Annotated in this window: 19 protein-coding genes; 5 read left to right on the plus strand and 14 right to left on the minus strand. The window is 59.9% G+C overall.

Annotated features, from left to right (window positions below; all coding sequences use genetic code 11):
• Positions 1-23: 23 nt before the first annotated feature.
• From MLB1_RS07135 to mtf2, 3 genes are all read right to left on the minus strand, one after another.
• On the minus strand, positions 24-254 hold the full coding sequence (locus MLB1_RS07135) for an MbtH family protein (protein WP_180748940.1): 231 nt from the start codon (positions 252-254) through the stop codon (positions 24-26).
• A 919-nt stretch (positions 255-1,173) separates the two neighbouring features.
• Positions 1,174-1,419: a hypothetical protein gene (locus MLB1_RS07140; protein WP_180748941.1), complete on the minus strand. Its 246-nt coding sequence runs from the start codon at positions 1,417-1,419 to the stop codon at positions 1,174-1,176.
• 73 nt (positions 1,420-1,492) lie between these two features.
• Positions 1,493-2,272 (minus strand): fatty-acid O-methyltransferase Mtf2, encoded by a 780-nt coding sequence (gene mtf2, locus MLB1_RS07145; RefSeq protein ID WP_180749737.1) that lies wholly within the window; start codon positions 2,270-2,272, stop codon positions 1,493-1,495.
• A 177-nt stretch (positions 2,273-2,449) separates the two neighbouring features.
• On the opposite strand from mtf2, the gene MLB1_RS07150 reads away from it, so the two are divergent.
• On the plus strand, positions 2,450-3,703 hold the full coding sequence (locus tag MLB1_RS07150; protein ID WP_180748942.1) for a glycosyltransferase: 1,254 nt from the start codon (positions 2,450-2,452) through the stop codon (positions 3,701-3,703).
• Positions 3,704-3,715: 12 nt separating this feature from the next.
• Here the strand turns inward: MLB1_RS07150 and MLB1_RS07155 are convergent, their stop codons facing one another.
• The 8 genes from MLB1_RS07155 to MLB1_RS07190 form a co-directional block, all read right to left on the minus strand.
• Positions 3,716-4,504 carry a TylF/MycF/NovP-related O-methyltransferase gene (locus MLB1_RS07155; protein WP_180748943.1) on the minus strand — a complete coding sequence of 263 codons (789 nt, stop codon included), beginning with the start codon at positions 4,502-4,504 and terminating at the stop codon, positions 3,716-3,718.
• Positions 4,505-4,658: 154 nt separating this feature from the next.
• Positions 4,659-5,783 (minus strand): acyltransferase family protein, encoded by a 1,125-nt coding sequence (locus tag MLB1_RS07160; RefSeq protein ID WP_371750565.1) that lies wholly within the window; start codon positions 5,781-5,783, stop codon positions 4,659-4,661.
• Positions 5,780-7,048, minus strand: coding sequence for a glycosyltransferase (locus tag MLB1_RS07165; RefSeq protein ID WP_180748944.1), 1,269 nt, complete (start codon positions 7,046-7,048; stop codon positions 5,780-5,782). Before MLB1_RS07165 ends, MLB1_RS07160 begins: the two co-directional genes overlap by 4 nt.
• A gap of 50 nt (positions 7,049-7,098) precedes the next feature.
• Positions 7,099-7,899: a TylF/MycF family methyltransferase gene (locus tag MLB1_RS07170; protein WP_180749739.1), complete on the minus strand. Its 801-nt coding sequence runs from the start codon at positions 7,897-7,899 to the stop codon at positions 7,099-7,101.
• 218 nt (positions 7,900-8,117) lie between these two features.
• On the minus strand, positions 8,118-8,852 hold the full coding sequence (locus MLB1_RS07175) for a class I SAM-dependent methyltransferase (protein WP_180749740.1): 735 nt from the start codon (positions 8,850-8,852) through the stop codon (positions 8,118-8,120).
• A gap of 190 nt (positions 8,853-9,042) precedes the next feature.
• The gene (locus MLB1_RS07180; protein WP_180748945.1) at positions 9,043-10,170 is read right to left on the minus strand and encodes an acyltransferase; all 1,128 of its coding nucleotides are present in this window, start codon (positions 10,168-10,170) and stop codon (positions 9,043-9,045) included.
• 164 nt (positions 10,171-10,334) lie between these two features.
• The gene (locus tag MLB1_RS07185) at positions 10,335-11,396 is read right to left on the minus strand and encodes an NAD-dependent epimerase/dehydratase family protein (RefSeq protein WP_180749741.1); all 1,062 of its coding nucleotides are present in this window, start codon (positions 11,394-11,396) and stop codon (positions 10,335-10,337) included.
• A 153-nt stretch (positions 11,397-11,549) separates the two neighbouring features.
• Positions 11,550-12,809: a glycosyltransferase gene (locus tag MLB1_RS07190; protein WP_180748946.1), complete on the minus strand. Its 1,260-nt coding sequence runs from the start codon at positions 12,807-12,809 to the stop codon at positions 11,550-11,552.
• Between the two features lie 320 nt (positions 12,810-13,129).
• Between MLB1_RS07190 and MLB1_RS07195 the strand changes: the two genes are divergently transcribed.
• The 3 genes from MLB1_RS07195 (at position 13,130) to MLB1_RS07205 (ending at position 14,613) form a co-directional block, all read left to right on the plus strand.
• Positions 13,130-13,282: a hypothetical protein gene (locus MLB1_RS07195; RefSeq protein ID WP_180748947.1), complete on the plus strand. Its 153-nt coding sequence runs from the start codon at positions 13,130-13,132 to the stop codon at positions 13,280-13,282.
• 8 nt (positions 13,283-13,290) lie between these two features.
• Complete coding sequence (gene rfbA, locus MLB1_RS07200) at positions 13,291-14,157, plus strand: glucose-1-phosphate thymidylyltransferase RfbA (RefSeq protein WP_180748948.1); 867 nt, start codon at positions 13,291-13,293, stop codon at positions 14,155-14,157.
• Between the two features lie 117 nt (positions 14,158-14,274).
• Positions 14,275-14,613: a hemophore-related protein gene (locus MLB1_RS07205; protein ID WP_180748949.1), complete on the plus strand. Its 339-nt coding sequence runs from the start codon at positions 14,275-14,277 to the stop codon at positions 14,611-14,613.
• A gap of 107 nt (positions 14,614-14,720) precedes the next feature.
• Here the strand turns inward: MLB1_RS07205 and MLB1_RS07210 are convergent, their stop codons facing one another.
• The 3 genes from MLB1_RS07210 to MLB1_RS07220 are packed head-to-tail and all read right to left on the minus strand — an operon-like array spanning position 14,721 to position 20,974.
• Positions 14,721-17,666 carry an RND family transporter gene (locus tag MLB1_RS07210; protein WP_180748950.1) on the minus strand — a complete coding sequence of 982 codons (2,946 nt, stop codon included), beginning with the start codon at positions 17,664-17,666 and terminating at the stop codon, positions 14,721-14,723.
• Positions 17,667-17,675: 9 nt separating this feature from the next.
• On the minus strand, positions 17,676-20,561 hold the full coding sequence (locus tag MLB1_RS07215) for an RND family transporter (protein ID WP_180748951.1): 2,886 nt from the start codon (positions 20,559-20,561) through the stop codon (positions 17,676-17,678).
• On the minus strand, positions 20,558-20,974 hold the full coding sequence (locus MLB1_RS07220) for an MmpS family protein (RefSeq protein ID WP_180748952.1): 417 nt from the start codon (positions 20,972-20,974) through the stop codon (positions 20,558-20,560). The genes MLB1_RS07215 and MLB1_RS07220 overlap by 4 nt, the downstream gene beginning before the upstream one ends.
• Positions 20,975-21,511: 537 nt before the next feature.
• Here MLB1_RS07220 and ramB point away from each other — a divergent pair.
• Positions 21,512-22,933: an acetate metabolism transcriptional regulator RamB gene (ramB, locus tag MLB1_RS07225; protein WP_180748953.1), complete on the plus strand. Its 1,422-nt coding sequence runs from the start codon at positions 21,512-21,514 to the stop codon at positions 22,931-22,933.
• Positions 22,934-22,963 lie beyond the last annotated feature (30 nt).

Raw genomic sequence — 22,963 nt, forward strand, 5'->3', positions numbered from 1 at the left:
TCGACTGCCCCCTCTCCGAAGGTTCAGCGCTCGAGACCCCCACCCTGCGCCAATCTCTCTCGCAGGCTCTTCGGCCGGATATCGGTCCAGTTTTGTTCGATGTACTCGAGACATGCGGCGCGGTCCGCTTCACCAAAAACCACCCGCCAACCGTCGGGCACCTCGGCAAAGCCCGGCCACAGGCTGTGCTGCTCCTCGTCGTTGACCAGGACGAAAAAACTGCCCTTGTCGTCATCAAATGGATTGATGCTCACGCTTTCTCCAGGTTGCTTGGGTGGACATCGCAAACATACGACTGAATTTATAGCAGCGTACGGGGTTTCATAAAGTTCTAATCTTCGTAACTTTGACACATCCCTGTTCGCTACTGCAAGCAATTAGCCATGATTTTATTATTTCAGTATATAGCCAGGTCAGAAAGCATTATAGATACATCAAACTGTTGCGATGATTGCACACACGAGTATACCAAGTCTATGCCCGCCACGTAAGTCGGACTTCGGTCCGCGCGCGAGAGCAACTAGATTGCTGTCAATATCGCCTCGATTCAGCAAAGTACTGCACCAGAACTGGAGACGGGCGTTACCCAATATGAAACCTCGCTGCGCGTATTGATTAAGTAGCTTGAAGAAGTAGCCAATACTTCAATGCTTGAACAGTTTTCCGAGTTCAAAGACGGCTAGGTCGGCATCGCCACATTGCGAGTCTTGCCGAGAGTGTTACGGCTTGGTGCGCATCCAATGAACTCACGGCGACCTGAATTAAGATTCATCTTCAAATTGACACCAGGAGGACAGTTCTAGCAACAGGATGTGCCACGACTGCAGCCGCCGAGAAGTAAATGTGGTGACATACCACTACGAATTAAGTTCTTATCTATAAGAAATACCGCAGATTTCCACCGTCGTTTGACCACCTCAACGGCCTCCATCGACGCCACAACAAACTCCATGAAAAACATTGTTATGCAGGGTTCGGTCACTAGCGTACCGGTCTTCCATACCGTTCTGCATTACGTCGCGCAGACCAAGTTCACAGGTTCTGCGATCACGGACACCGGCAAGGTCCGAGTCATAAACCCAGAGAGATGCTGGGGAGGCCTTTGAGGTGCCGCCGCGTCGGCGATATACCAGGCCTATAGGCGATACGTGGCGCGGCGTTACGGAAAATTAGTTAGTCATCTGGATGCTCGGAGCGAGCATGGGATCCCTCAATGGGCGATGACCCGGCCGGCATCAACATCATGAACACCGGGATCCGCACCATGACCCCTCCGGCGATAGGCATCCGGATCGCGAGAGACACAACCTCGAGTTCCAGACGCCTCCCCCGCCGAGTCTCCATCTCCAGGCGTCCGGGTAGGTGCCTGGGCGTCGCCAGCCAATCCAGACCGCGTTCAATTGAATCGACGACGTTCATGGGTCGACTATACCTACGCGATGGGTAGACAACCGATGAAATTCCCTGGCGCAAGACGAATCTGCCGCTCCACCTAGACCTTGGTGAAGCTGTACATCCGGTACTCCACCGAACCTCCACTCCGCAGGTCCTCGTAAGCACGCCGGGCTGGGGCGAACCTACGAACCAACCCGCGCAGGAGTGCGGGAGTCGCTCGGTCGATCACGTATTGCCACCGATCCAGGTGCTTCTCCATCCCGCGCCTAACCTCGGCGTTGATCGGCCGCTCCGAGACCATCCGCAGCGGCGCGTTCGCGAGCGCCACCTTCCAACCGGCGACCTCCTGAGAGCTACGCGCATCTGCATAGAGGAAATATCCGCCCGGGCGCAGCACACGTGCCACCTCGGTAAGGAAGACCGGAAAGCGTGGATATAGATGCGAGGATTCGATATTGATTACCGCATCGAAAGATTGATCGGCAAACGGTAGATCCTCAGCATCTCCCTGTCTGAACTCCAAGCCCGGGAGATCGTGTCTCCTCCGACAGAAGTCGATACCCACGGGGTTGAGGTCTAGCCCGGTGTATGAGGCGGGATGCGCGGTACGCACGAGGTACGAGGCTCCTCCGCCGTGGCCACAACCGACCTCCAACACCCGTTTACCATTGAGGTCCGCTTGAGCGGCGGTGCTGTGATAAAGCTGAATGGAATACCGGTCGGGCTCATCGGAAGCCGCGAGCTGCACATCCATTACCGGATCCTCTTCGTAACCGTAATTGAGGAACCTGACGTCATCGGATTCAAGCCTGCCGGTGGCATACCGGTAAATGAACTTCTGGACTCCCTGGGTGAACTGCTCGTTCAGCTTGAACAGGACCCAGTCTCGCGACTTTCGCACCTGATTACTGCGTGCCATAAACGGAGTATGACAGAGTTCCGAGTTCCGGACTTACTTATCGAACTCCGAACTGCCTTGCGACAGTTGGAGAACCAGAGATAATGACCGAGTACTCGGTCCACCATCGACCACAACTGAAGGGCCAGGAACGGTATGAAGTTTGCGCTGGCGTGTTACGGCACTCGCGGCGATGTCGAGCCGTCCGTCAGTATTGGACGCGAGCTGCTGCGCCGGGGGCACGACGTGCACCTGGCCGTCCCGCCCGACCTCATTGATTTCTCGCAGGCCGCAGGACTCAAGACAGTCGCGTACGGCCCCGAGATACAGGCGTTCCTGCGCGAGGATTTCCTCCGAAACTTCTGGGCTCAGGTGATCCGAAATCCTGTTGGCTCGTTGCGCGAGCTCTGGGAACCCATTGCTCGATATTGGGCAGAAACAGGCGCGACGCTGACATCGCTGGCAGACGGGGCCGATCTGTTGTCGACCGGACTGAATTTCGAACAATCTGCCGCCAATGTCGCCGAGTACTACGACATTCCGTTGGTCATGCTGCACCACTTTCCGATGCGGCCCAATGGCCGACTGATCCCGGCGCTGCCCGCTGCTCTCGTCCGCTCCGGAGCGGCCGCATCCGAATGGTTGTTCTGGCGCTCGACGAAGGACGCCGAGGACGCGCAACGGCGTGAGCTGGGCTTGCCGAGAGCGACCAGCTCCTCACCGCGGCGGATCGCCGAACGAGGCTCGTTGGAAATCCAGGCCTACGACGATATTTGCGTCCCGGGCCTGGCAGCCGAATGGAAGAAGTGGAATGGCCAACGCCCCTTTGTGGGTGCGCTCACGATGGGACTCACTACCGATGCCGATGAGGGCGTGGCCTCGTGGATTGCCGCGGGCACACCGCCGATCTGTTTCGCGACCGGGAGTATCCCGGTCGAATCTCCCGCCGACACAGTCGAAATGATCAGCTCGGCCTGCGCAGAACTGGGCGAGCGGGCGTTGGTCTGCGCCGGCGGGACCGACTTCGGCGACATCGAAACTTCCGACCATGTGAAGGTGGTGGGTGCCGTGAACTACGCGACGGTGTTCGCCGCCTCACGCGCCATCGTGCATCACGGCGGATCGGGTACCACTGCGGCAAGCCTTCGCGCTGGAATTCCCACCCTGATCCTGTGGAGCTCGGCCGATCAGCCGTATTGGGGCAATCAGCTCGGCCGCTTGAAAGTCGGTGCAGCCCGGCGCTTCTCGTCCACTACCCGCGAATCGTTGGTAGCCGACCTGCGCCGGATCCTTACCCCGGAGTGCGCCGCCAACGCCCGCGAGCTCGCCTCCCGGATGACAACACCCACCGAAAGCGTCACGAAGGCGGCCGATCTCTTCGAAGCCGCCGCCCTCCGCAAGGCTGGGTAAAGGATTTAGTCGCTAGCGTGGCGGCTTGATGATGAGACCCTGACCCGTGGGTAATGCAACGACGTACACGCCCAGCTCGCGTGCCAACTCATCAATGGCGAGGCGCTGCTCGTCACGCCCGCGGTTCGCGTAATCGTCCAGGAGCACGAACGCTCCCGGCGAAAGTCGTGGCCAGAAATGACGGAGCGTGGCGATTTCGGGCGGGGCACAGTTCATGTCGATGTGCAGGAACGCCACCGCGTCCGCGTCGACTTCCTCAAGCGTTTCGGGAACGGCTCCGGCGATGACACGCTGATTCTTCCACTGCGCGAAGTTCGCCTTGACGCTGTCCACCGAGCTCACGTACATGCCGTTTCGTACGAGCTCTTCGCTCTTCTCGAGCGCCCCGGCGTCGCGTTCACCCGCGCTGACGAAGCGCGGATCGAGTCCAGCGAAGGTATCGAGCAGGTAGAACGTCTTGCCCAACCGATCCCAATCGAGGTACTCCATGATGGCGCTGCTCAAAAACCCGTAGCTGACACCACACTCGACGAAATCGCCCTCTACCTTGCTGGCGCTTGCCGCGGCCCACAACCCGACATGCACCCGCCAGTGCCACTGATACCAGTCCGTGCCACCGAGAGCACGGACACCGCGCTGATATGCGCGCTGAAACTCCGGATCATCCATAAAAGCATGACTGTTGAAACAGATCAGCGCATCATTCGAATAGACATCCGGTAAGAGCTTGCGCGCAAGCCCGTATTCTTTGCGCACCGCCCATAGCCAAATACGGGTACGGAGCGATAGCTCATCTGCCACAACGGAAACGATAGCATTCGCGGGTACGGCGATGGCGAGGAACCGGACACGTAAGTCGATGCCAAGTTATGCGAATCACCGTGGCTCACAAGCCGATCGGCTTGTATAGCATGTTCGGCTCACGATGAACACCCCAACCTCAGGAACGGGCCGTCTAACCAACGTCGCGATCCACAGGTACCGCCGATGGCTCGCTGACCACCGCAGGGCGCTTCCGCGTGAGCCGAGACTTCAGCGAGATCGCGTGCTTTTCCACTACGAACCAACTGAAGGCCGCTAGCGGCACCGTGACCGCCGTCGCAATACCGAAGAACAGCAACAGATTCAGGCTGCCCAGACCCAAGACAACCAATAGCTGCTGCACGGGATAGGCATAGATGTACATGCCGTAAGACAGGTCGTTGCGCAGATTCAATCGTTGATTGTGAATGAGTGCGCCAGAGACGATGACCGCGTACGCCAAGGGCAGCGCCGCGATATCTCGATAGTTCTCCAACAGACCGGAGGCCAGGACGATGACGACGCTTACCGCAACGAGCGACCATCGCGCGGGGATGACGTCTTTGCACTGGTTCAGCAGGGCCCCGGCCGCGAACATGACGGCGAACCGAGCCACCATCTGCGGAATGGTCGTCGCGGCGAAGACCGGGTACGAGAGATACGCCGTGGCACAAAGGAATAGCACGAAGGCTGCCGGAACAACCCATTGCCGTTTCAGTAATCCGAGCACACCCAAGACCGCCACGGCGATGTAACAGATCAGTTCAAAGACCAGTGTCCAAATCGATCCGTTCCACACACCGGGCCACGGGACTCCTCGCGGTGTTCCGTCGACGCCGGCGTAGTACACGTTCATCAGACCGTTGTTGAGGACGTACTCGATGGGTTTGTGCGAGGACATCAGATTCGCAACCGAACCATGCTGGATGAGAACGCTGATGGGGGCGATGACGAACGCAATGACCAGCAGACATACCCACAGACCGGGAAATATTCGTAATCCTCGGGCAATGGCGAAGTCTCGAAGCTTGGGCTTACGTAACCAGCTCGCGGTGATGAGAAATCCCGAGATGGCGAAAAAACCGTCCACCCCAACCTGTTCAATGAGCTGCTCGAATGGCCGGTAGGTGATCGTTCGACCAGTGAGCGGCCAGGAATGCCAGTAGATGACGCTCACCGCCAGCACCAACCGCCACGCGTTCAGCGCGTTGTTTCGTGGGTCGAACACCCGGCCAAGCGTGGAGTTCCCGGCCGGTTGCGGTCCGTCTCCTCGACTCACGCGGAACACCTCGAGCGCGCGAACTGCTCCATGGCATCGGCGGCGGCCACCGCACTCTCGCTGGGTTTCGTCATTCCGCTCGCAAGCTCACGGGCCCGGGCGACGTAGTCCGGAGCAAGGATCTGCCGCAGGTCCTCGACCAATGAATCTCTGGTAGCGGCCGAAAAGCGGCGTGTGGTACCTACTTTCAGACGCTTGACCTGACCGCCCCAGAGCGTTTGATTGGGGTCCATCGATAGGATCAGGGTGGGGACTCCCGCACGCAGGCTTGCAGCCGTGGTACCCGAACCACCGTGATGTACGACCGCCCGGCAGGACGGAAAAACCGTCGCGAAATTGACGGCTCCCACAACCTTGACGTGATCGGGCAGCTGCGTATCGCTGAAGTCACTCCACCCGGCGCCCACCAGGGCCCGCTCGCCCAATTCCGCACAGGCCGAGCCGATCATTTCGAGTGCGGCGGCCGGAGATTCGACGGGCATGCTGCCGAACCCAAAGAAGATCGGCGGCGTTCCCGAGGAGATCCACGATGCGACATCTTTATCGGCTTCGGCGGTCAACTCCATCGTCAGCGAGCCGACAAACGGTCGCAGGCCATCCCATTTTGTCCACTCGGCGGCCAACCCCGGAAAACACACCTCGTCGTAACCCTGAATCTCCAGCGATCTGCGTTCGGCGATCCGCTCCGGGGAGGGCGCCGACGCCTTCGGTAGGCGAAGTTCACGTCGCTGCGTGTCCTCCACCTTCCTGTTCAGACGCCAAGCCAGCCAATCGAATACCGTCATCGCCAGACGGCCCAATCGGGACGGCAGGATGGTGACGAGCTGGCCATTGGGCCGCATCGGGATGTGATGCAACGTGACCAATGGAATGTCGTGGTATTCAGCGACGTTGGCGGCCGGCTCCTGATAGCTCTGCCCGGCGAACAACACATCGGCATCCTCGGCCGCCGACATCAACGTGGTGTTCATCTGCGCCCAGCACTGATCGCTGAGCTCCCACATCTGACGCCACATTCTCCGGATGTCCCGAACCCGCCAGAAGGTGTGGAAGAAGAACGTCCAGAAATTGCGGTACACGTCCAACCAGGTCTTCGTGTCCAACCCGTAGGAAACCGTCTCCAGCCCGGCCGCCTCCGTAAACCCCATCAGGTCGGGCGGGACGGCCATCACCACATCGTGGCCCCTACGCTGCAGCTCACGAGCGACAACGACAGAAGGCTCGATATCGCCTCGCGTTCCATAACTGGCCAGCACAAATTTCACGGCCTCTAACGCCTTTCAGGTGTCCCGGTGTAGTGGAGTCGGAACGGTCCTCATTCCTTGCGCCAAAACACACCCGTACCGTCAATTTCGACGATCTCCGCGGTTATCCCATGCTTCGTACGGTAATCCGTGACGGCCTGCTTGCACGAGTCCAGCGCGTGGTAATCGTCAATGATGCAAAAACCTCTGGGAGATAAACGCGCGTAGAGCCCGTCGAGCGCCTGGATTGTAGATTCATAGAGGTCACCGTCAAGCCGCAATACCGCGATTTGTTCAATCGGGGCATCGTGCAGTGTGTCCTTGAACCAGCCGGGAACAAAACGCACCTGGTTGTCCAACAAACCATAGCGCTGGAAATTCGCCCTGACATTCTTTTCGGTCACCGCCAGGATGGGCGCCGCGAGGTGCAGCCTATCTCCCTTGTCTGCCTTGTAATTCGCGGTATCCGGAGGAGGCACACCCTCAAACGAATCGCAGAGCCAGACGTTTCGTGTCGTATCCCCGTATGCGGCCAAGACCGCGCGCATCAGGATGGACGCGCCCCCGCGCCATACTCCACATTCGACCAGGTCTCCGGGCACGTCATCGGCGAGCGCAGTCTCGACGCACTGCTGCAGACTCGTCAGCCGCCCCATTCCAATCATCGTCAGCGCATCTGCCGGCCAGTCCAGGCCCAAGTCGCGCTTGTGCGCATCGAACGGGCGCTTGCGCACCAGCACGTAGTCGCCGAATTTGAGAAAGGGACGGTGCAGCCAGTTCCAACCCACTGGCACAAGTTCGTCGACTCCGTATCGAGTGAGGTCCTGCCGAAGCAGGTCCAGATATGCGGATCGAGTGTCGTAATCGGTCACGGTCAAGAACAGCCCCTATCTCAAAATGCCAGGACCCCGTCCCGGCGTCAAGAATAGCCTTCCCGCGACCCCTTCGACACGTTTCGGTACTGACCACTCCCCTTGCAGGCAAGGCATTTTCGGCGGTATCTGTCAAGAATTCTTATGAACAGATGTAGCCAGATATCTGCAGCCCGTTGCCTGGCGATGAGTCAGTCATCTTTGAGTTAAATTCACTCTCATCGGAATACTGCACGGGGCAGCCGCTTGGGTTCCTCCGCACGGTGAATCACGACCACGGAGTCGAACACCTCAATCCGGTCGATGATGGTCGCCGCGAACGGCACCTGGACTTCCTCAGCCCGCTTGGGGTGGTTCTCCATGATCTGGTAGACCGACTTCATCTCCAGGTAGTGGGCGTGCATCGCATCCATCAGCCACTTCGTGAAGTCGATGAACGATTCGCGTTGGTCGCGATAGATCGTCCAGTAGTTAGCGCAAACGTCCTCGACGATGTACACCCCGCCGGGCCGCAGGCGCGGAAACAGGTACCTGAACGAACCGATCATCTGTTTGGGGGTGTGCCCGCCGTCATCCAGAACACTGTCGAACTGCCCGAACTCATCGACCACGGCCCCTAGAAAGCGGGTATCAGTCTGATCACCGATCCGCACATGAATATGGCGCTCGGGATCGTCGTGCTGCGCGGACGCGGGGTTGATATCGAGGCCCACGATGGTGGCGTTTGGCAGGTGTTCTCGCCACATCTGCAGGGATCCGCCCCGATCCACCCCGATTTCGAGCATTCGCTCGGTCCGAGCGAGAGCGCTTTGATAGATCGGCAGATAATGACGCAGCTTGTGGACGTTGTCGGCGTTCTCGAAAATCCGTCCGATCGGGGTGTCGACGGGTGCGGAGTCATCGGCCTGCATCGAGACCGTTCGGGCCAGGTCTGGGCCCAACGCATCAAGCATCCGACGACGACCCCCGTACGGATAACGCCGCGCTATGAACGGCGGTTTACGCTGTAACACCAGGCGAAAGAGCGGCATGGTCACGAAATCCTTTGCTGTTCTTTGATATTCAAAGAACAGGGCACATTCTCCGAATCCCGAAACGCCATAGAAATCAGCCTACCGACATCTTCATGGTGACACCTCTGCGTTATCTGTCCTCGCGCGGCGACAACGCCCGTTCTCGCAGTTCCGGACTCTCCGAATCCACCGGCCCGGCCCGCGTCTCCGTCGGATCGGCCTTCTTGCGTTTGAGGCGCGATTTGAGCGCCAGTGCGCGCTTCTCAACCAGGAACCAACTGAATGCGGCGGGCACTAGCGTCGCACCCGCCGAAACAACAAAGAAAGCAAACGGATTCAGGCTGGCTAAACCTGCAACAGCCAAAAACTGCTGTGTCGGCGAGGCGTAGATGTAGACGCCGTACGACAGGTCCGTGTGTATGTTCATGCGCTTGTTCTTGATCAGCACACCCGAAACGACGACGGCATATGCGAGCGGGAGCGCACCGACCACCCGATAGTCGGGCAGCATGCCCGAGGCCAGCACAATCGCGACGCTCGCCACCACAAGTGACCATCGGGCGGGTATCACGTCTCGCCACTGATACAGCAGCGCACCAGCGGAGAACATGATGGCGCTCCGCACCGCGAGCTGCGGGATGGTCCATAGCCCGGGGAAGGTCAGCGGCGGCAGGAGGATTGCCGCAATCGTTGCCAGTATCAGTATCACCGGCGCTGTCCAACGGCGGCTGGCGAGCCCGAGTAACCCAAGCCCGGCCACGGCGATGTAGCACATCACCTCAAAGACAAGCGACCATAGGGACGCGTTCCAGATTCCTGGGTACGGGATATCGCGTGGTGTCCCACCCACATCGAACTGAAGCTGGATCAACGCGCTGTTCTTCAGCATGTATTCGATCGGCGCGCTGGAGAACAGCAGCCTCGCGGCAGAGCCCCCCTGGATCAACACACTCAGTGGAGCGATGACAAACGCCGTCACCGCCAGCACGACGTAATACCCCGGCAAGATGCGGAGAGCTCGTGCGATGAAGTAGTCGCGCGCGCTGGGGTTACGGAGCCAACTCGCGGTGATCAGAAAGCCTGAAAGGGCAAAGAATCCGTCAACTCCCACCGAGAACAGCAGTTGGAGTACCGCCTTCGATTCCACGACGTGCCCCGTCAGTGGGAACGAGTGGAAGAGGATCACCTCGGTCGCCAAAGCGAGTCGACATGCGTTCAGCGCGTTATTTTTCGGATCAAATACGGAACCGAGCTTCATTCGCCTCCACCACTCTTCGCCGGGAGCGTCATCGTATCGTCATCTCTGTCTAAGATCAGGCTTTCCGACGTTTCCACATGTAGTTGGAAAACATTGTCGCAACTAATGATTCACTATCAGGGCGGATGCGCCGGCCGCCACAGCACGGTTACGCGAAGGCGAGCTCAAAAGCGATTCGGGCAGTCCTTGTCAATCCATTCGAGTAGCGCGTGCAACCCGTCCTCAAGCGTCCATTTCGGGCTCCATTCGAGCTGTTCGACGGCTGACCCGATATCGCAGCTTGCCGCGCGCACATCCCCGTCTCGAAATTTCCCGACGACAACGGGTTCGGGCGCCGCACAGACGTCGGCGACCTTACGGGCCAACTCATGAATGGTTGTTGCAGTGCCAGAACCGATGTCGAGGGTGCGTCGCTCGGCAGCCGGTGCGTGCACCGCAGCGAAGAGTGCGTCGACAACATCATCGATGAAGACGAAATCACGGACTATCCGGCCGTCTTCGTAGACCTCCAACGACTGTTTCTCGCGTGCCAGCCGTGCGAAGAGGGTGACGATTCCGGTGTACGAATTGGTCAACGACTGGCCGGGCCCGTAAACATTCTGTAGGCGCAAGACACTCAGGTTGGTGTCGTGCGCGGCTGCCCACGATGCCAACAGATGTTCCTGGGCAAGTTTTGTACTCGCATAGATGTTGGTCGGACGGGGTTCGGTTCGGCTGGCACAGCTGGGAAGCGGCTCCGACAGTTCACCGGCGAGTCCTTGCGGGTCCCACTCGCCGGCAAGTAGCTGTGCATGGCTGCGCGGGCGCGGATAGAAGACCTGTCCGCCGGAATTCCACGCGCCTTCGCCGTACACCGCTCTCGACGACGCCAGCACGAGCTGGTCCGGCACAAGTGCCGAACGGCTCAGTGCATCAAGGAGTTGGGTTGTGCCCACCACGTTGACCAAGCCGTGGCGCGTCGCCTCCGAAAGCGATTGCGCCGTACCCGTCTCCGCAGCCAAATGGACGATTTGGGAGGGTTCGAACAACCGCAGTACAGCATCCCAGTCAGGGGCATGGGTGACGTCGCCCGTGAACAGCCGCACTGAGGGCGGGAGATCGATCTCTCGGCCTCTCGCGTGCACCTGGGGGTGCAAGACGTCCATCACCGCGACGTCGTACCCCGCTTGGACGAGCCGGTTCGACAGCGTGGATCCGATGAATCCTGCACCACCGGAAATGAGCACGGATGTTGACAAAGCCGACGCCTCCCGTTCTTTACAGAGCAGCTAGGTGACCGGCACGCATCGGTAATGCGTTCCGGGTCAATGATATCGATGGTCTAGTTGTCACCGTGCGGAACTCTATCCGTCATGGGCTGCCGTGAGGCGGCGATCGAGTTAGGCACTGGCGGCCCTCGCCTCCAGCAGGTCGGCGGCTTTGCCGACACTTTCGTGCGGCTTAGTCATGTGGGGAGCGATCGCCCGAGCCCGAATGGCACATTCCGGGGTGAGGATCTGCCGCAGGTCCGAGACCAATGACTCTCGGGTCGTGGTCGAAAACCGCCGGGACGTCCCCACTTTCATGCGCTTGAGCTGATTTCCCCAGAATGGCTGATCACCAACAGTCCAGAGAACCAAGGTCGGCACGCCGGCACGCAGGCTGGCCGCCGTGGTGCCCGAACCACCGTGATGAACGACCGCCCGGCTCACCGGAAAGATCGCCGCGTAGTTCACCACCCCGACCACCTTCACGTGCCCGGAAGTTCGGACGCCGCTGAAGTCGGTCGCGCCCGCGCACACCAACGCGCGCTCCCCCAATTCTGCGCACGCTGAACTGATCATCTCGACTGTCTCCCCCGGAGAATCGATAGGGATACTCCCCGAAGCGAAGCAGATGGGCGGGGACCCCGCGGCGATCCACGACATGACCTCGTTATCAGCCTCGGTCGTCAACTCCATGGTGAGCGCACCCACGAAGGGCCTTCGCCCGTCATATTTCGCCCACTCGTCCGCCAGTCCGTGGAAGCAAATATCGTCGTACGCTTGAATTTCCAGCGATCCGCGCTGGCCGATCCGCTGCGGCGAAGGGCGCGTCGCCTTGGGCAGGCCGAGCTCACGCCGTTGCGCATCCTCCGCCTTCTTGGTCACCCGCCAGGTCAGCCAGTCGTATGCGGTCATCGCTGTACGCGTCAGCAGCGGCGGCAGAACCGGAAAGAGCTGACCGTTGGGACGCCACGGCATGGTGTGCAAGGCAACCAGCGGGATCCCATAGAACTCCGCAACGTTGGCCGCCGGCTCCTCATAACCCACGCTGGTCGACAGCAGGTCCGCCCCGTCTGCCACTGACACGAGTGCCCTACTCATTTCTGCCCACTGTTCGGTAACCAGTTTCAGGGCCTGCCGACACAATGCAACCAGATCCTGGACCCTCCAAAAATGACGGGTCCACGACATCCATAAGTCTCGGTATTCATCGAGCTGCGGCCCCACATGAATGCCATAAGGCACCGCGGAAAGCCCTACCGACTCCACGAAGCCAACCAAGTCGGGCGGGACGGCCATGCGCACTTCATGACCCCTACGCTGCAGTTCCCTCCCGACAGCAACGGCAGGCTCGATATCGCCGCGGGTGCCATAACTTGCCATGGCAAATTTCATGACGGTATCGACCTCCCCGATGTGTGTCTGTACTCGCAGAATTGCCATCAGTGCTGTCGGTCATTATTACCCGATTTCGCGCGCCACGGATAGCCTCAAGACAATGGGGGAACGCATGTCTCCAAATTCCAGAACATCATTACAGCTACGGCTGAATGAATTCCGTTTCATAGGTTGCCACACGTAAAACAACTGCCTCAATCGGAGGCGGCAATACAAGTACGAGCCAGCCTGAGCCCGCGGGCGATCCCGATATCCATGCACGAAGGGGTGCGAGCCGAAACCGTCTTGACAGACTCGTCGCGGCACATCGTTCACCGATGCTGCCCGCACGCCGGCTTCCCGAGGTTCGATTCCGTCGGCATTCCATCTACATACGCGATATGGTGGCCTACGTGTTGCGCCAGGACAACGTAGAAAGTGTCCCCGCTGCAACCGAACTCAACGAACCCTTCGTATTTGTCGTCGAGTAGGAGCACATATGCGCGGCATCATTCTCGCAGGCGGCTCGGGCACTCGTCTGCATCCGATAACGATGGGTGTCAGCAAGCAGCTACTGCCGGTGTACGACAAACCGCTCGTCTACTATCCGTTATCGACGCTGATCATGGCCGGTATTCGCGATATCCTGATAATAACCACGCCTGCCGACGCCCCGGCATTCGAGCGACTCCTCGGTGACGGCTCAGCCTTCGGTATCAACTTGCGCTACGCGGTTCAGCCAGAACCTGAGGGGCTGGCCCAGGCGTTCATCATCGGTGCCGACCACATCGGTTCCGACACGGTGATGCTGGCGTTGGGCGATAACGTGTTCTACGGGCCCAGGTTGGGCACCAGTCTGCGCAGATTCGAGAACGTCAGCGGTGGTGCGATTTTCGCGTACTGGGTGGCCAACCCGTCTGCGTACGGTGTGGTCGAGTTCAGCATCGACGGGGTCCCACTGTCCCTGGAGGAGAAACCGGCCAAGCCGAAATCCAACTACGCGGTTCCGGGGTTGTACTTCTACGATAACGACGTCATCGACATCGCCCGATCGCTGCGCAAGTCGGCTCGGGGCGAATACGAGATCACCGAGATCAACCAGATCTACCTGGATCGAGGGCAGCTCTCGGTCGAGGTGCTTCCGCGCGGGACCGCATGGCTGGACACCGGCACATTCGACTCGCTGCTAGACGCGAGCGATTATGTCCGAACCATCGAACGGCGCCAAGGCCTGAAAATCGGCGTGCCCGAAGAAATCGCATGGCGGGCCGGGTTCATCAACGATGACCAGCTCGCGGCCCGCGCTCAGGAACTACTCAAATCTGGATACGGCGGTTACCTACTCCAGCTTTTGGAGCGGAAATAACCAACGCAGTAACACAATTGAATATTGGGAAGATAAGACAGCAAGGGCTTGACATGCGGCGTGAGCTCGGCTGAATGGCTAGAGTTGATGTGGCCGGTACTAGGAGGCGATTGAAATATGATGAAACTGTCACTGACGAAAATTGCGGCGACTGTGGGCGGTGTGGCACTGGCCCTGAGCGCTGGAGCCGGTCTCGCATCCGCTGACCCGGTTACTGACGAGATGGTGAACACCACCTGTACGTACGATCAGGCGAATGCGGCGCTACACGCGGAGAACCCCACGGCCGCGCAGTATTTCGACCAATCGCCAGCGAATCAGCAGTTCATGCAAGAGTTCCTCGGTTCACCAAAGGACAAGCGGGTGAGCATGATTAACCAAGTCAGGGGTAATCAGGGGATCGAGTACGTCATACCGGTGTTCCAGCAGATGGTGCGCGCCTGCCACAAGTACTGAGATCACCTAGACAAACCCGAAGGGCCGGGCACGAGAACCTCTCGTGCCCGGCCCTTCGTGCGTTGGTCTGCCACGTCGACGCGGAACCGCTTGAACGGCAACACAAACTACTCGGATAGCCGCGGAAGCTCCGTGGTCGGCTCGTCATCCTCACGGCGCGGATCGGTTCCAGGCGCAGCAGATGCCCTCGCATGCGCACCGACGGGCTCACGGAGAGCGCTCACCGGCTTTGGCCGCACTCGCTGTGGCCACCAGAACCAACGCCCCAGAAGTGCCGCGATCGACGGGGTCATGAACGAACGGACGATTAGCGTGTCGAATAACAGACCCAAACCGATGGTGGTGCCGATCTGACCGATGATTTGCAAATCGCTGACAACCATCGAGGCCATCGTGGCCGCGAACACCAATCCTGCTGAGGTGACCACCTTTCCGGTGCCGCCCATCGCTCGGATGATGCCCGTATTGAGGCCGGCGCCCAGCTCCTCCTTCATCCGCGAGACCAGTAGCAAGTTGTAGTCGGACCCGACCGCCAAAAGGATGATCACAGACATCGCCAGCACCATCCAGTGCAGATTGATCCCCAGGATGTACTGCCATAGCAACACCGACATACCAAAGGACGCGCCCAGCGAGAGGGCCACCGTACCGACGATCACCAGCGCCGCGATGAAGCTCCGGGTGGTGATGAGCATGATGATGAAAACCAGACAGATCGCGGCGATCCCCGCGATCAGGAGATCGTAGGTCGAGCCGTCTTTCCAGTCCTTCGCGGTCGATGCCGCGCCGGCAAGATAAATCTTGCTGCCCACCAGGGGCGTTCCCTTGAGCGCTTCCTCTGCCGCGTTCCGAATCTGCTCGATCCGCGTAATACCCTCCGGCGACATGGGGTCACCGTTGTGGGAGATGATGAACCGCACCGTCTTTCCGTCGGACGAGATGAAAGAACTCATCGCACGCTGGAAGTCCGCGTTCTTGAACACCTCCGGGGGCAGGAAGAACGAATCGTCGTTCTTGGAGGCGTCGAAAGCCTGCCCCATGGCCATGACGTCGTCAGTGGTTTCGTCCATCTGGGCGAACTGCCCCGACATGGTGGCGTACATGGTGAGCATCAAGGTCCGCATGCTCTGCATGACCTCGATCATTTGAGGGAACTGAACCATCAGCTGCGGCATGATCGCGTCCAACTCGTCCATGTTCTTGACGAGAACGATCAGCCCGTCGTTAAGTACGTCGGCTCCATCCAACGCATCGAAAATGGACCTGATCGACCAGCAGATGGGAATGTCGAAACAGTGCTTCTCCCAATAGAAATAGTTGCGAATCGGTCGAAGGAAGTCGTCGAAGAGCGCGATACTGCCCCGCAGGTCGTCGGTAAGCTGCTGGATCTCGTGCGTATGGGTCGTCATCCTGTGCGTGGTTTCCGACATCCGCTTCATCACTTCGTATGTGCGCTGCATCGTCTTGATCATCGTGGTCATATCGTCGGTCTGTTTTTGCATGTCGGCGATACGTTTCTTCTGAAATCGCGTCGCCTGTACTTGGCCGGCACTCTGCAAGCTGAGCAGGAAGGGCACAGACGTGTTAGCGATCGGTGTTCCCTCGGGGCGGGTTATCCCCTGTACCCGAGAGACTCCACGAATCTTGAAAAGCGCCTTCGCCAGCTTGTTCAAAACCAGGAAATCGGCCGGATTCCGCACATCACGGTCGGTCTCAACCAAGAGAACGTCGGGCGTCAGGCGCGACTCGGAGAAATGGCGCTGTGCGGCAGCGAACCCCTGATTGGCCGGGATATCGCTGGAGATGTAGAGCCGGTCGTTATAGCTCGTCTTATAACCCGGGAGCGTGGATAGGCCGACCAGGGCTATTGCCAACGAGGCAACCAGGATGGGCGCCGGCCAGCGGACGACTGCCGTACCGATTCCGCGCCACCGCTGAACCCGCAGCTTGCGCTTGGGTTCCAGTAGCCCGAATCGGCTGGCCACCGCAATGCCCGCGGGAACCAGCGTCACCGCGACCGCGACCGCCGCCAACATCCCGACGGCACACGGGATACCCATGGTCTGGAAGTAGGGCAGACGCGTGAAATGCAGACACAGGATGGCTCCGGCGATGGTCAGTCCGGATGCCAATACAACAGGGGCCACACTGCGATACGTGGTGTAGTAGGCGGTCTCCCGGTCTTCACCGGCCTGGCGCGCCTCCTGATACCGACCGAAGAAGAAGATGCCGTAATCGGTGCCGGCGGCGATGCTGAGGAAGACCAGCATGTTGACGGCAAAAGTCGAGAGCACGAACATGTCGTGGTAGCCAAGAAACGCGACAATGCCGCGGGCCGCCGCTAACTCGATACCCACCATCGTCAGCAGCAGGATCACCGTGACGACCGAGCGGTAGAGGATGAGCAGCAACGTGAAGATGATGACGACAGTGACCGCCGTGATCTTCAGAATGGAATTGTTGCCGGAGTGCTGCATGTCCGAGGCCAATGGCGCGGCACCGGCCACATAGACCTTGACATTGACGGGAGCCGACGGCGCCGTCCGATCCACGATCGCGCGGACCGCCGCCACCGATTCGTCGCCGAGGGCGGTGCCCTGATTGCCGACGAGATTCAACTGAACGTACGCGGCCTTCTCGTCGGGGCTCTGCACGCTCGAGGATGTCAGTCGATCGCCCCATAGATCCTGCACATGCTCCACATGTTTGGGATCGTTTCGCAGCTCGCGGACCAGTTCCGCGTAGTACTTATGTGCATCCTCGCCGAGTGGATCCTGCCCCTCCAGCACGATCATCGCGGAGCTGTCCGAGTTCGATTCGTTGAAGTCCTGGCCCATACGCAAGATGGCCTTCACGGCCGGCGCATCCTGTGGCATCAGCGATACGGAGCGCTCCTCCGCCACCGTCTCCAGTGCCGGGATCGCCTTCGCCCAATTCCAATTGACTGAGCTCAAGGTGGTAAACAGAATCAGCGCCAGCCACCCCAGAATGATCAGGGGCGACAGCGTTCGTATGGTTCGCGCGATGAACGGCCGCGAGTGCTCGGTTCTCATGCGGCTCCGCTAGTCCCTCTGCAACAGGGAACGCACCAGTGGGCGAGGCCCCTTCCAGCCGTGAACCACACCGGCCGGGCGGGGACCCACTTTCAGCGGCCACCAGAACCATCGGCCCAGTAGCGCGGCAATGGCCGGCGTCATGAACGCGCGCACGATCAAGGTGTCGAACAGCAGACCCAGACCGATCGTGGTTCCCACCTGCCCGATGGTGAGCAGATCGCTGACGATCATCGATCCCATCGTGGCGGCGAACACCAGGCCCGCGGCCGTCACGACCTTGCCGGTGCCACCCATCGCCCGAATGATGCCCGTGTTGAGGCCGGCGCCCAGCTCCTCCTTCATTCGCGATACCAGCAGCAGGTTGTAGTCAGACCCCACCGCCAGCAGCACGATGACGGACATGGCCAGCACCACCCAGTTGATCTGGATACCGCAAATGTGTTGCCAGACCAGCACGGACAGCCCGAAGGACGCGCCCAGCGAGAGCGCCACCGTACCGACGATCACCAGCGCCGCAACCAGGCTCCGGGTCATCAGCAGCATGATGATGAAAATGAGGCACAGAGCTGCCACACCGGCGATCAAGAGATCGTATTTTGATCCATCGACCAGCTCCTTCACACCCGCCGCCGTGCCGGCCAGGGAGACCTTGGCGTGCTCGAGCGGGGTCCCCTTGAGCGCTTCCTCGGCCGCGGTCTTGATCGGCTCCACCCGCGAAATGCCCTCGGGCGTCGCCGGATCTCCGCGCTGCGATATCAGCATCCGCGAGGACTTTCCGTCGGGCGACATAAAGATCTTCATGACCCGCTGGAAGTCCTTGTTCTTCAGAACGTCAGGCGGCAGATAGAAGGAGTCATCGTTCTTCGAAGCGTCGAACGCCTTGCCCATGGCGGTCGAATTCTCGGTTGACTCATCCATTTGGGCGAAGATGCCGGACATTGTGCTGTGCATCGTCAACATGGATTCGCGCGTGCTCTTCATGGTGGCGATCATCACGGGGAACTGCTCGAGCATCTGCGGCATGAGCTTGTCCAGCTCGTCCAGATCACCGATCAGAACCTGCATCTTGTCGGTCACCTGATCGATGCCGTCGAGCGCATCGAATATGGACCTGAACGACCAGCAGATGGGGATGTCGAAACAGTGCTTCTCCCAATAGAAGTAGTTTCGGATCGGCCGCCAGAAATCTTCGAAATCCTCGATATGGTCCCGCAACGTGGACATATCCGCCTGCAGGTCCTTCGTGGTACCGACCATACGGTGGGTTGTGTCCACCATCTGTTTCATCAGGTCGGCCATGCGTTGCATGAGCGCGATCGTTGTCGACATATCGTCGGCCTGCTTGAGCATGTCTTCCATGCGTGCTCTCTGGAACGGCAGACTCAGCCGCTGACTCGCATTCGACATGCTGAGCATGAACGGCACCGACGAGTGCTCAATCTGCGTTCCCTCGGGCCGCGTGATGGACTGCACGTTGGCAATGCCAGGAACCGCGAAAACCGCCTTGGCCAGCCTGTTCAACACCAGCAGGTCGGCCGAGTTACGCATATCGTGATTGGCCTCGATCAACAGAATGTCGGGCGTGGACATCTTCGATTCCGGGAAATGCCGTGAGGCGGCGATGAGACCCTGAGTCGCGGGGATGTCCTGCGGGATGTACTTCGCGTCGGTGTAGCTCGGGCTATATCCGGGGAGCGTCAAGAGCCCGATGAGCGCGATCGCCACCGTGGCGGCGAGAATGGGTCCCGGCCACCGCACGATCGCTGTGCCGATCCGCCGCCACCGGCGCGTTGTCACCTGCCGCTTGGGATCGAATAGCCCGACGCGACTGCCGGCGGCAATGCACGCCGGCACCAGGGTGAGCGCAACCGCCACCGCGACCAAGATGCCCACCGCACCGGGGATACCCAGCGGCTGGAAGTAGGGCAGGCGGGTGAAATGCAGGCAGGCAATCGCTCCCGCGATGGTCAGGCCGGATGCCAAGACGACCTTGGCCACCCCGCGATAGGCGGTGTAGTAGGCGGTTTCACGATCTTCGCCCGCCTGGCGAGCCTCTTGATACCGCCCGGCGAAGAAGATGCCGTAGTCCGTACCTGCGGCGATACCCACGGAGACCAACAGATTGACGACGAAGGTGGTCAGACCCACGATCCCGTGCATGCCGAGGAACGCGACAAGTCCTCGCGCGACTTGCAGCTCGATGCCGACCGTGAACAACAAGATGATGACGGTGAAGAAGGACCGATAGAGCAGGAGCAGCATCAGGAAAATCACCCCGACGCTCACCAAGGTGATGAGGATGACCGTCCGGTTACCGCTCTCCGCCATGTCCGAGACGATGGCCGCCGGACCCGTGACGTACGTCTTTACCCCCGGAGGCAGCCCGGGAGTGTTCTTCACGATGTTCTGGACGGCGAGTACGGACTCGTTCGCTTCGGCCTGGCCAAAGCGACCGGTGAGATTCAGTTGAACGTACGTGGCTTTTCCGTCGGCACTTTGCGCTGCGCCAGCGGTCAGTGGGTCACCCCAAAAGTCCTGAACGTGCTGCACGTGCTTTGGGTCGTCCTTCAATTGACGAACGACGGCGTCGTAGTACTTATGCGCATCGTCGCCAAGAGGCTGATCCCCCTCGAGCACGATCACCGCGACGCTCTCGGAATTGGATTCCTGGAAGACCTTCCCCATCTGCGTCATCGCTTTGACGGACGGCGCATCGGGCGGGCTTAGCGAAACCGAATGTTCTCTTTCGACGATCTCCAGCGGCGGCACCGTGACGCTCAACAGGACAGTGATCGCAAGCCAGCCCAGGATAATGAGCGGGGCCCCCCGGCGGATAATGGTCGCCATTATCGGCCGGTGCGATCGAACTTTGCCGCCGTCTTCCTTGCTCATGCGGCCTTCAGAAGGCAGGAGGTAAAGGCATTCGTCTGATTTGTCACCTTCTCGGATTTAACCTCATCATCCACGGTGATACGGCAGCCGATGGTGTGACTATCGCCCTGCGCCATGATGCTTCCCACGGCGCTCGTCTTGGTGATGTCGAATTTCACCGACCACGGCAATGTGATTTTCTGAATGTATAGCGGTTCGCCGTTGACGTCGAAATAGCTGATATCAGCCACGGTCCCCGGCGAACCGAAGACTTCATACGACATTTTCTTGGGGTTAAACGATTGGGCATCACTGACATTCGTATCGGCATACGACGGACGGTTCTCAGATCCGAAAACGCCGTGCAGCCGCGACACAGTAAATCCACCGGCGCCAATTACCGCAAGCACAAGTAGTGGAATCCACAGACGCATCAAAAGCCGAAGAATCGTAACCCTCCTCGTCTATCTCCGCATCCGGCACCATGCTCGGACATATACATCCCAATTGCAAAACGCCGAACACCTCAGCGGTGCTCCCGGCCGTTAAAGATTAGACCATGCATGAGAGCCGCGTATGTGCCCGTTGCACACCCGATATGCGATGAGTAGCACGCTATTTAGGATACGAGCGTGTACAGATTTACTGCACTCTCACGCGGGCAACTACGGTGACCGGTTTTGCCATTTCGTGCGAATGGGCGAACAGATGGCTAATCAGCAGCTGGGAGCCCTCTTTGTGACCTCCGGGCCGAACAACCGGCCACAGTGGCGCCGGTCATAGCGAGAAGCAGCTCAGCCAGCCATGTTCGCCGGTCGACTCAATCCTGGTAGGCCCAGAAAGCAAACCTGCTTGATCGCTCCGTGATATCTGGCTCACCCTTCTCGGCGAAGACGAGGATCCAGGATTGGATCGGGGGACCTTGCCAAGACTGCGAAGATGGAGTTTGCAAGGCGCGTACGCTGGTCAACGTGTCCAAAACGTACGTTGGTGGGCGCCTTCGTCAACTCCGGAGCGAACGCGGGTTCAGCCAGGCCGCACTCGCCCAGATGCTGGAGATCTCCCCGAGCTATCTCAACCAAATCGAGCATGACGTCCGGCCACTGACCGTCGCGGTGCTGTTACGCATCACCGAGGTGTTCGGCGTCGACGCGACGTTCTTCTCTTCCCAGGACGACAGCCGCCTCATCGCCGAGCTGCGCGAGGTGGTGCAGGACAAGGACCTGGATATCGATGTCGACCCCGCCGAGATCGCCGATGTCGTCGCCGGGCATCCCGCGTTGGCACGCGCCATCGTCAACCTGCACCGCCGCTACCGGATCACCACTACACAGCTCGCGGCTGCCACCGAGGACCGGTACTCCGACGGCAGCGGCAGCGGCTCCATCACCATGCCGCACGAGGAAGTGCGCGACTACTTCTATCAGCGGCACAACTATCTACACGAGCTCGACACCGCCGCCGAAGACCTGACGGTCCGGATGCGCATGCACCGCGCGGACCTGGCCAGAGAGATCGCCGGCCGGCTCACCGAGGTACACGGCATACAGATTGCCCGGCGCATCGACCTGGGCGACAGCGTCCTGCACAAGTACGACCCGGGAACTAAGACACTGGAGATCAGCAATCACCTCTCCGGGGGGCAACAGGTTTTCAAGCTGGCCGCCGAGCTGGCCTACCTGGAGTACGGCGATCTCATCGACACGATGGTGGACGACGGCAAGTTCACCTCCGAGGAATCACGCAAGCTGGCGCGGCTGGGGTTGGCCAACTACTTCGCCGCCGCCACTGTCCTCCCTTACCGACAGTTCCACGGTGTGGCCGAGGACTTCCGGTACGACATCGAACGACTCTCGGCGTTCTACTCGGTGAGCTACGAGACCGTCTGCCATCGACTGTCCACGCTGCAGCGCCCGTCGATGCGCGGCGTGCCGTTCTCGTTCGTCCGGGTGGACCGCGCCGGGAACATGTCCAAACGCCAGTCCGCGACCGGTTTTCACTTCTCCTCCAGCGGGGGCACCTGCCCGCTGTGGAACGTGTACGAGACCTTCGGCAACCCGGGCAAAATCCTGGTCCAGGTGGCGCAGATGCCCGACGGACGCAACTATCTATGGGTGGCGCGCACCGTCGAGCGGCGCGCGTCCCGGTACGGCCAGCCGGGTAAGACGTTCGCGATAGGCCTGGGCTGCGAGCTGCGGCATGCACATCGACTGGTCTATTCCGAAGGTCTTGATCTGTCGTCGGAGGGTGCGACGACACCGATCGGCGTGGGCTGTCGAGTCTGCGAGCGGGACAAGTGCCCCCAGCGTGCCTTCCCGGCGCTTGGCCGGGCACTCGACCTCGACGAGCATCGCAGTACGGTGTCGCCATACCTCGTCCAGCAAGAAGGATGAGGCCCCCGCAAGCGGGAGGGACCCCCAGCA

The sequence above is a fragment of the Mycobacteroides sp. LB1 genome (assembly GCF_013449725.1).
GTDB lineage: Bacteria > Actinomycetota > Actinomycetes > Mycobacteriales > Mycobacteriaceae > Mycobacterium.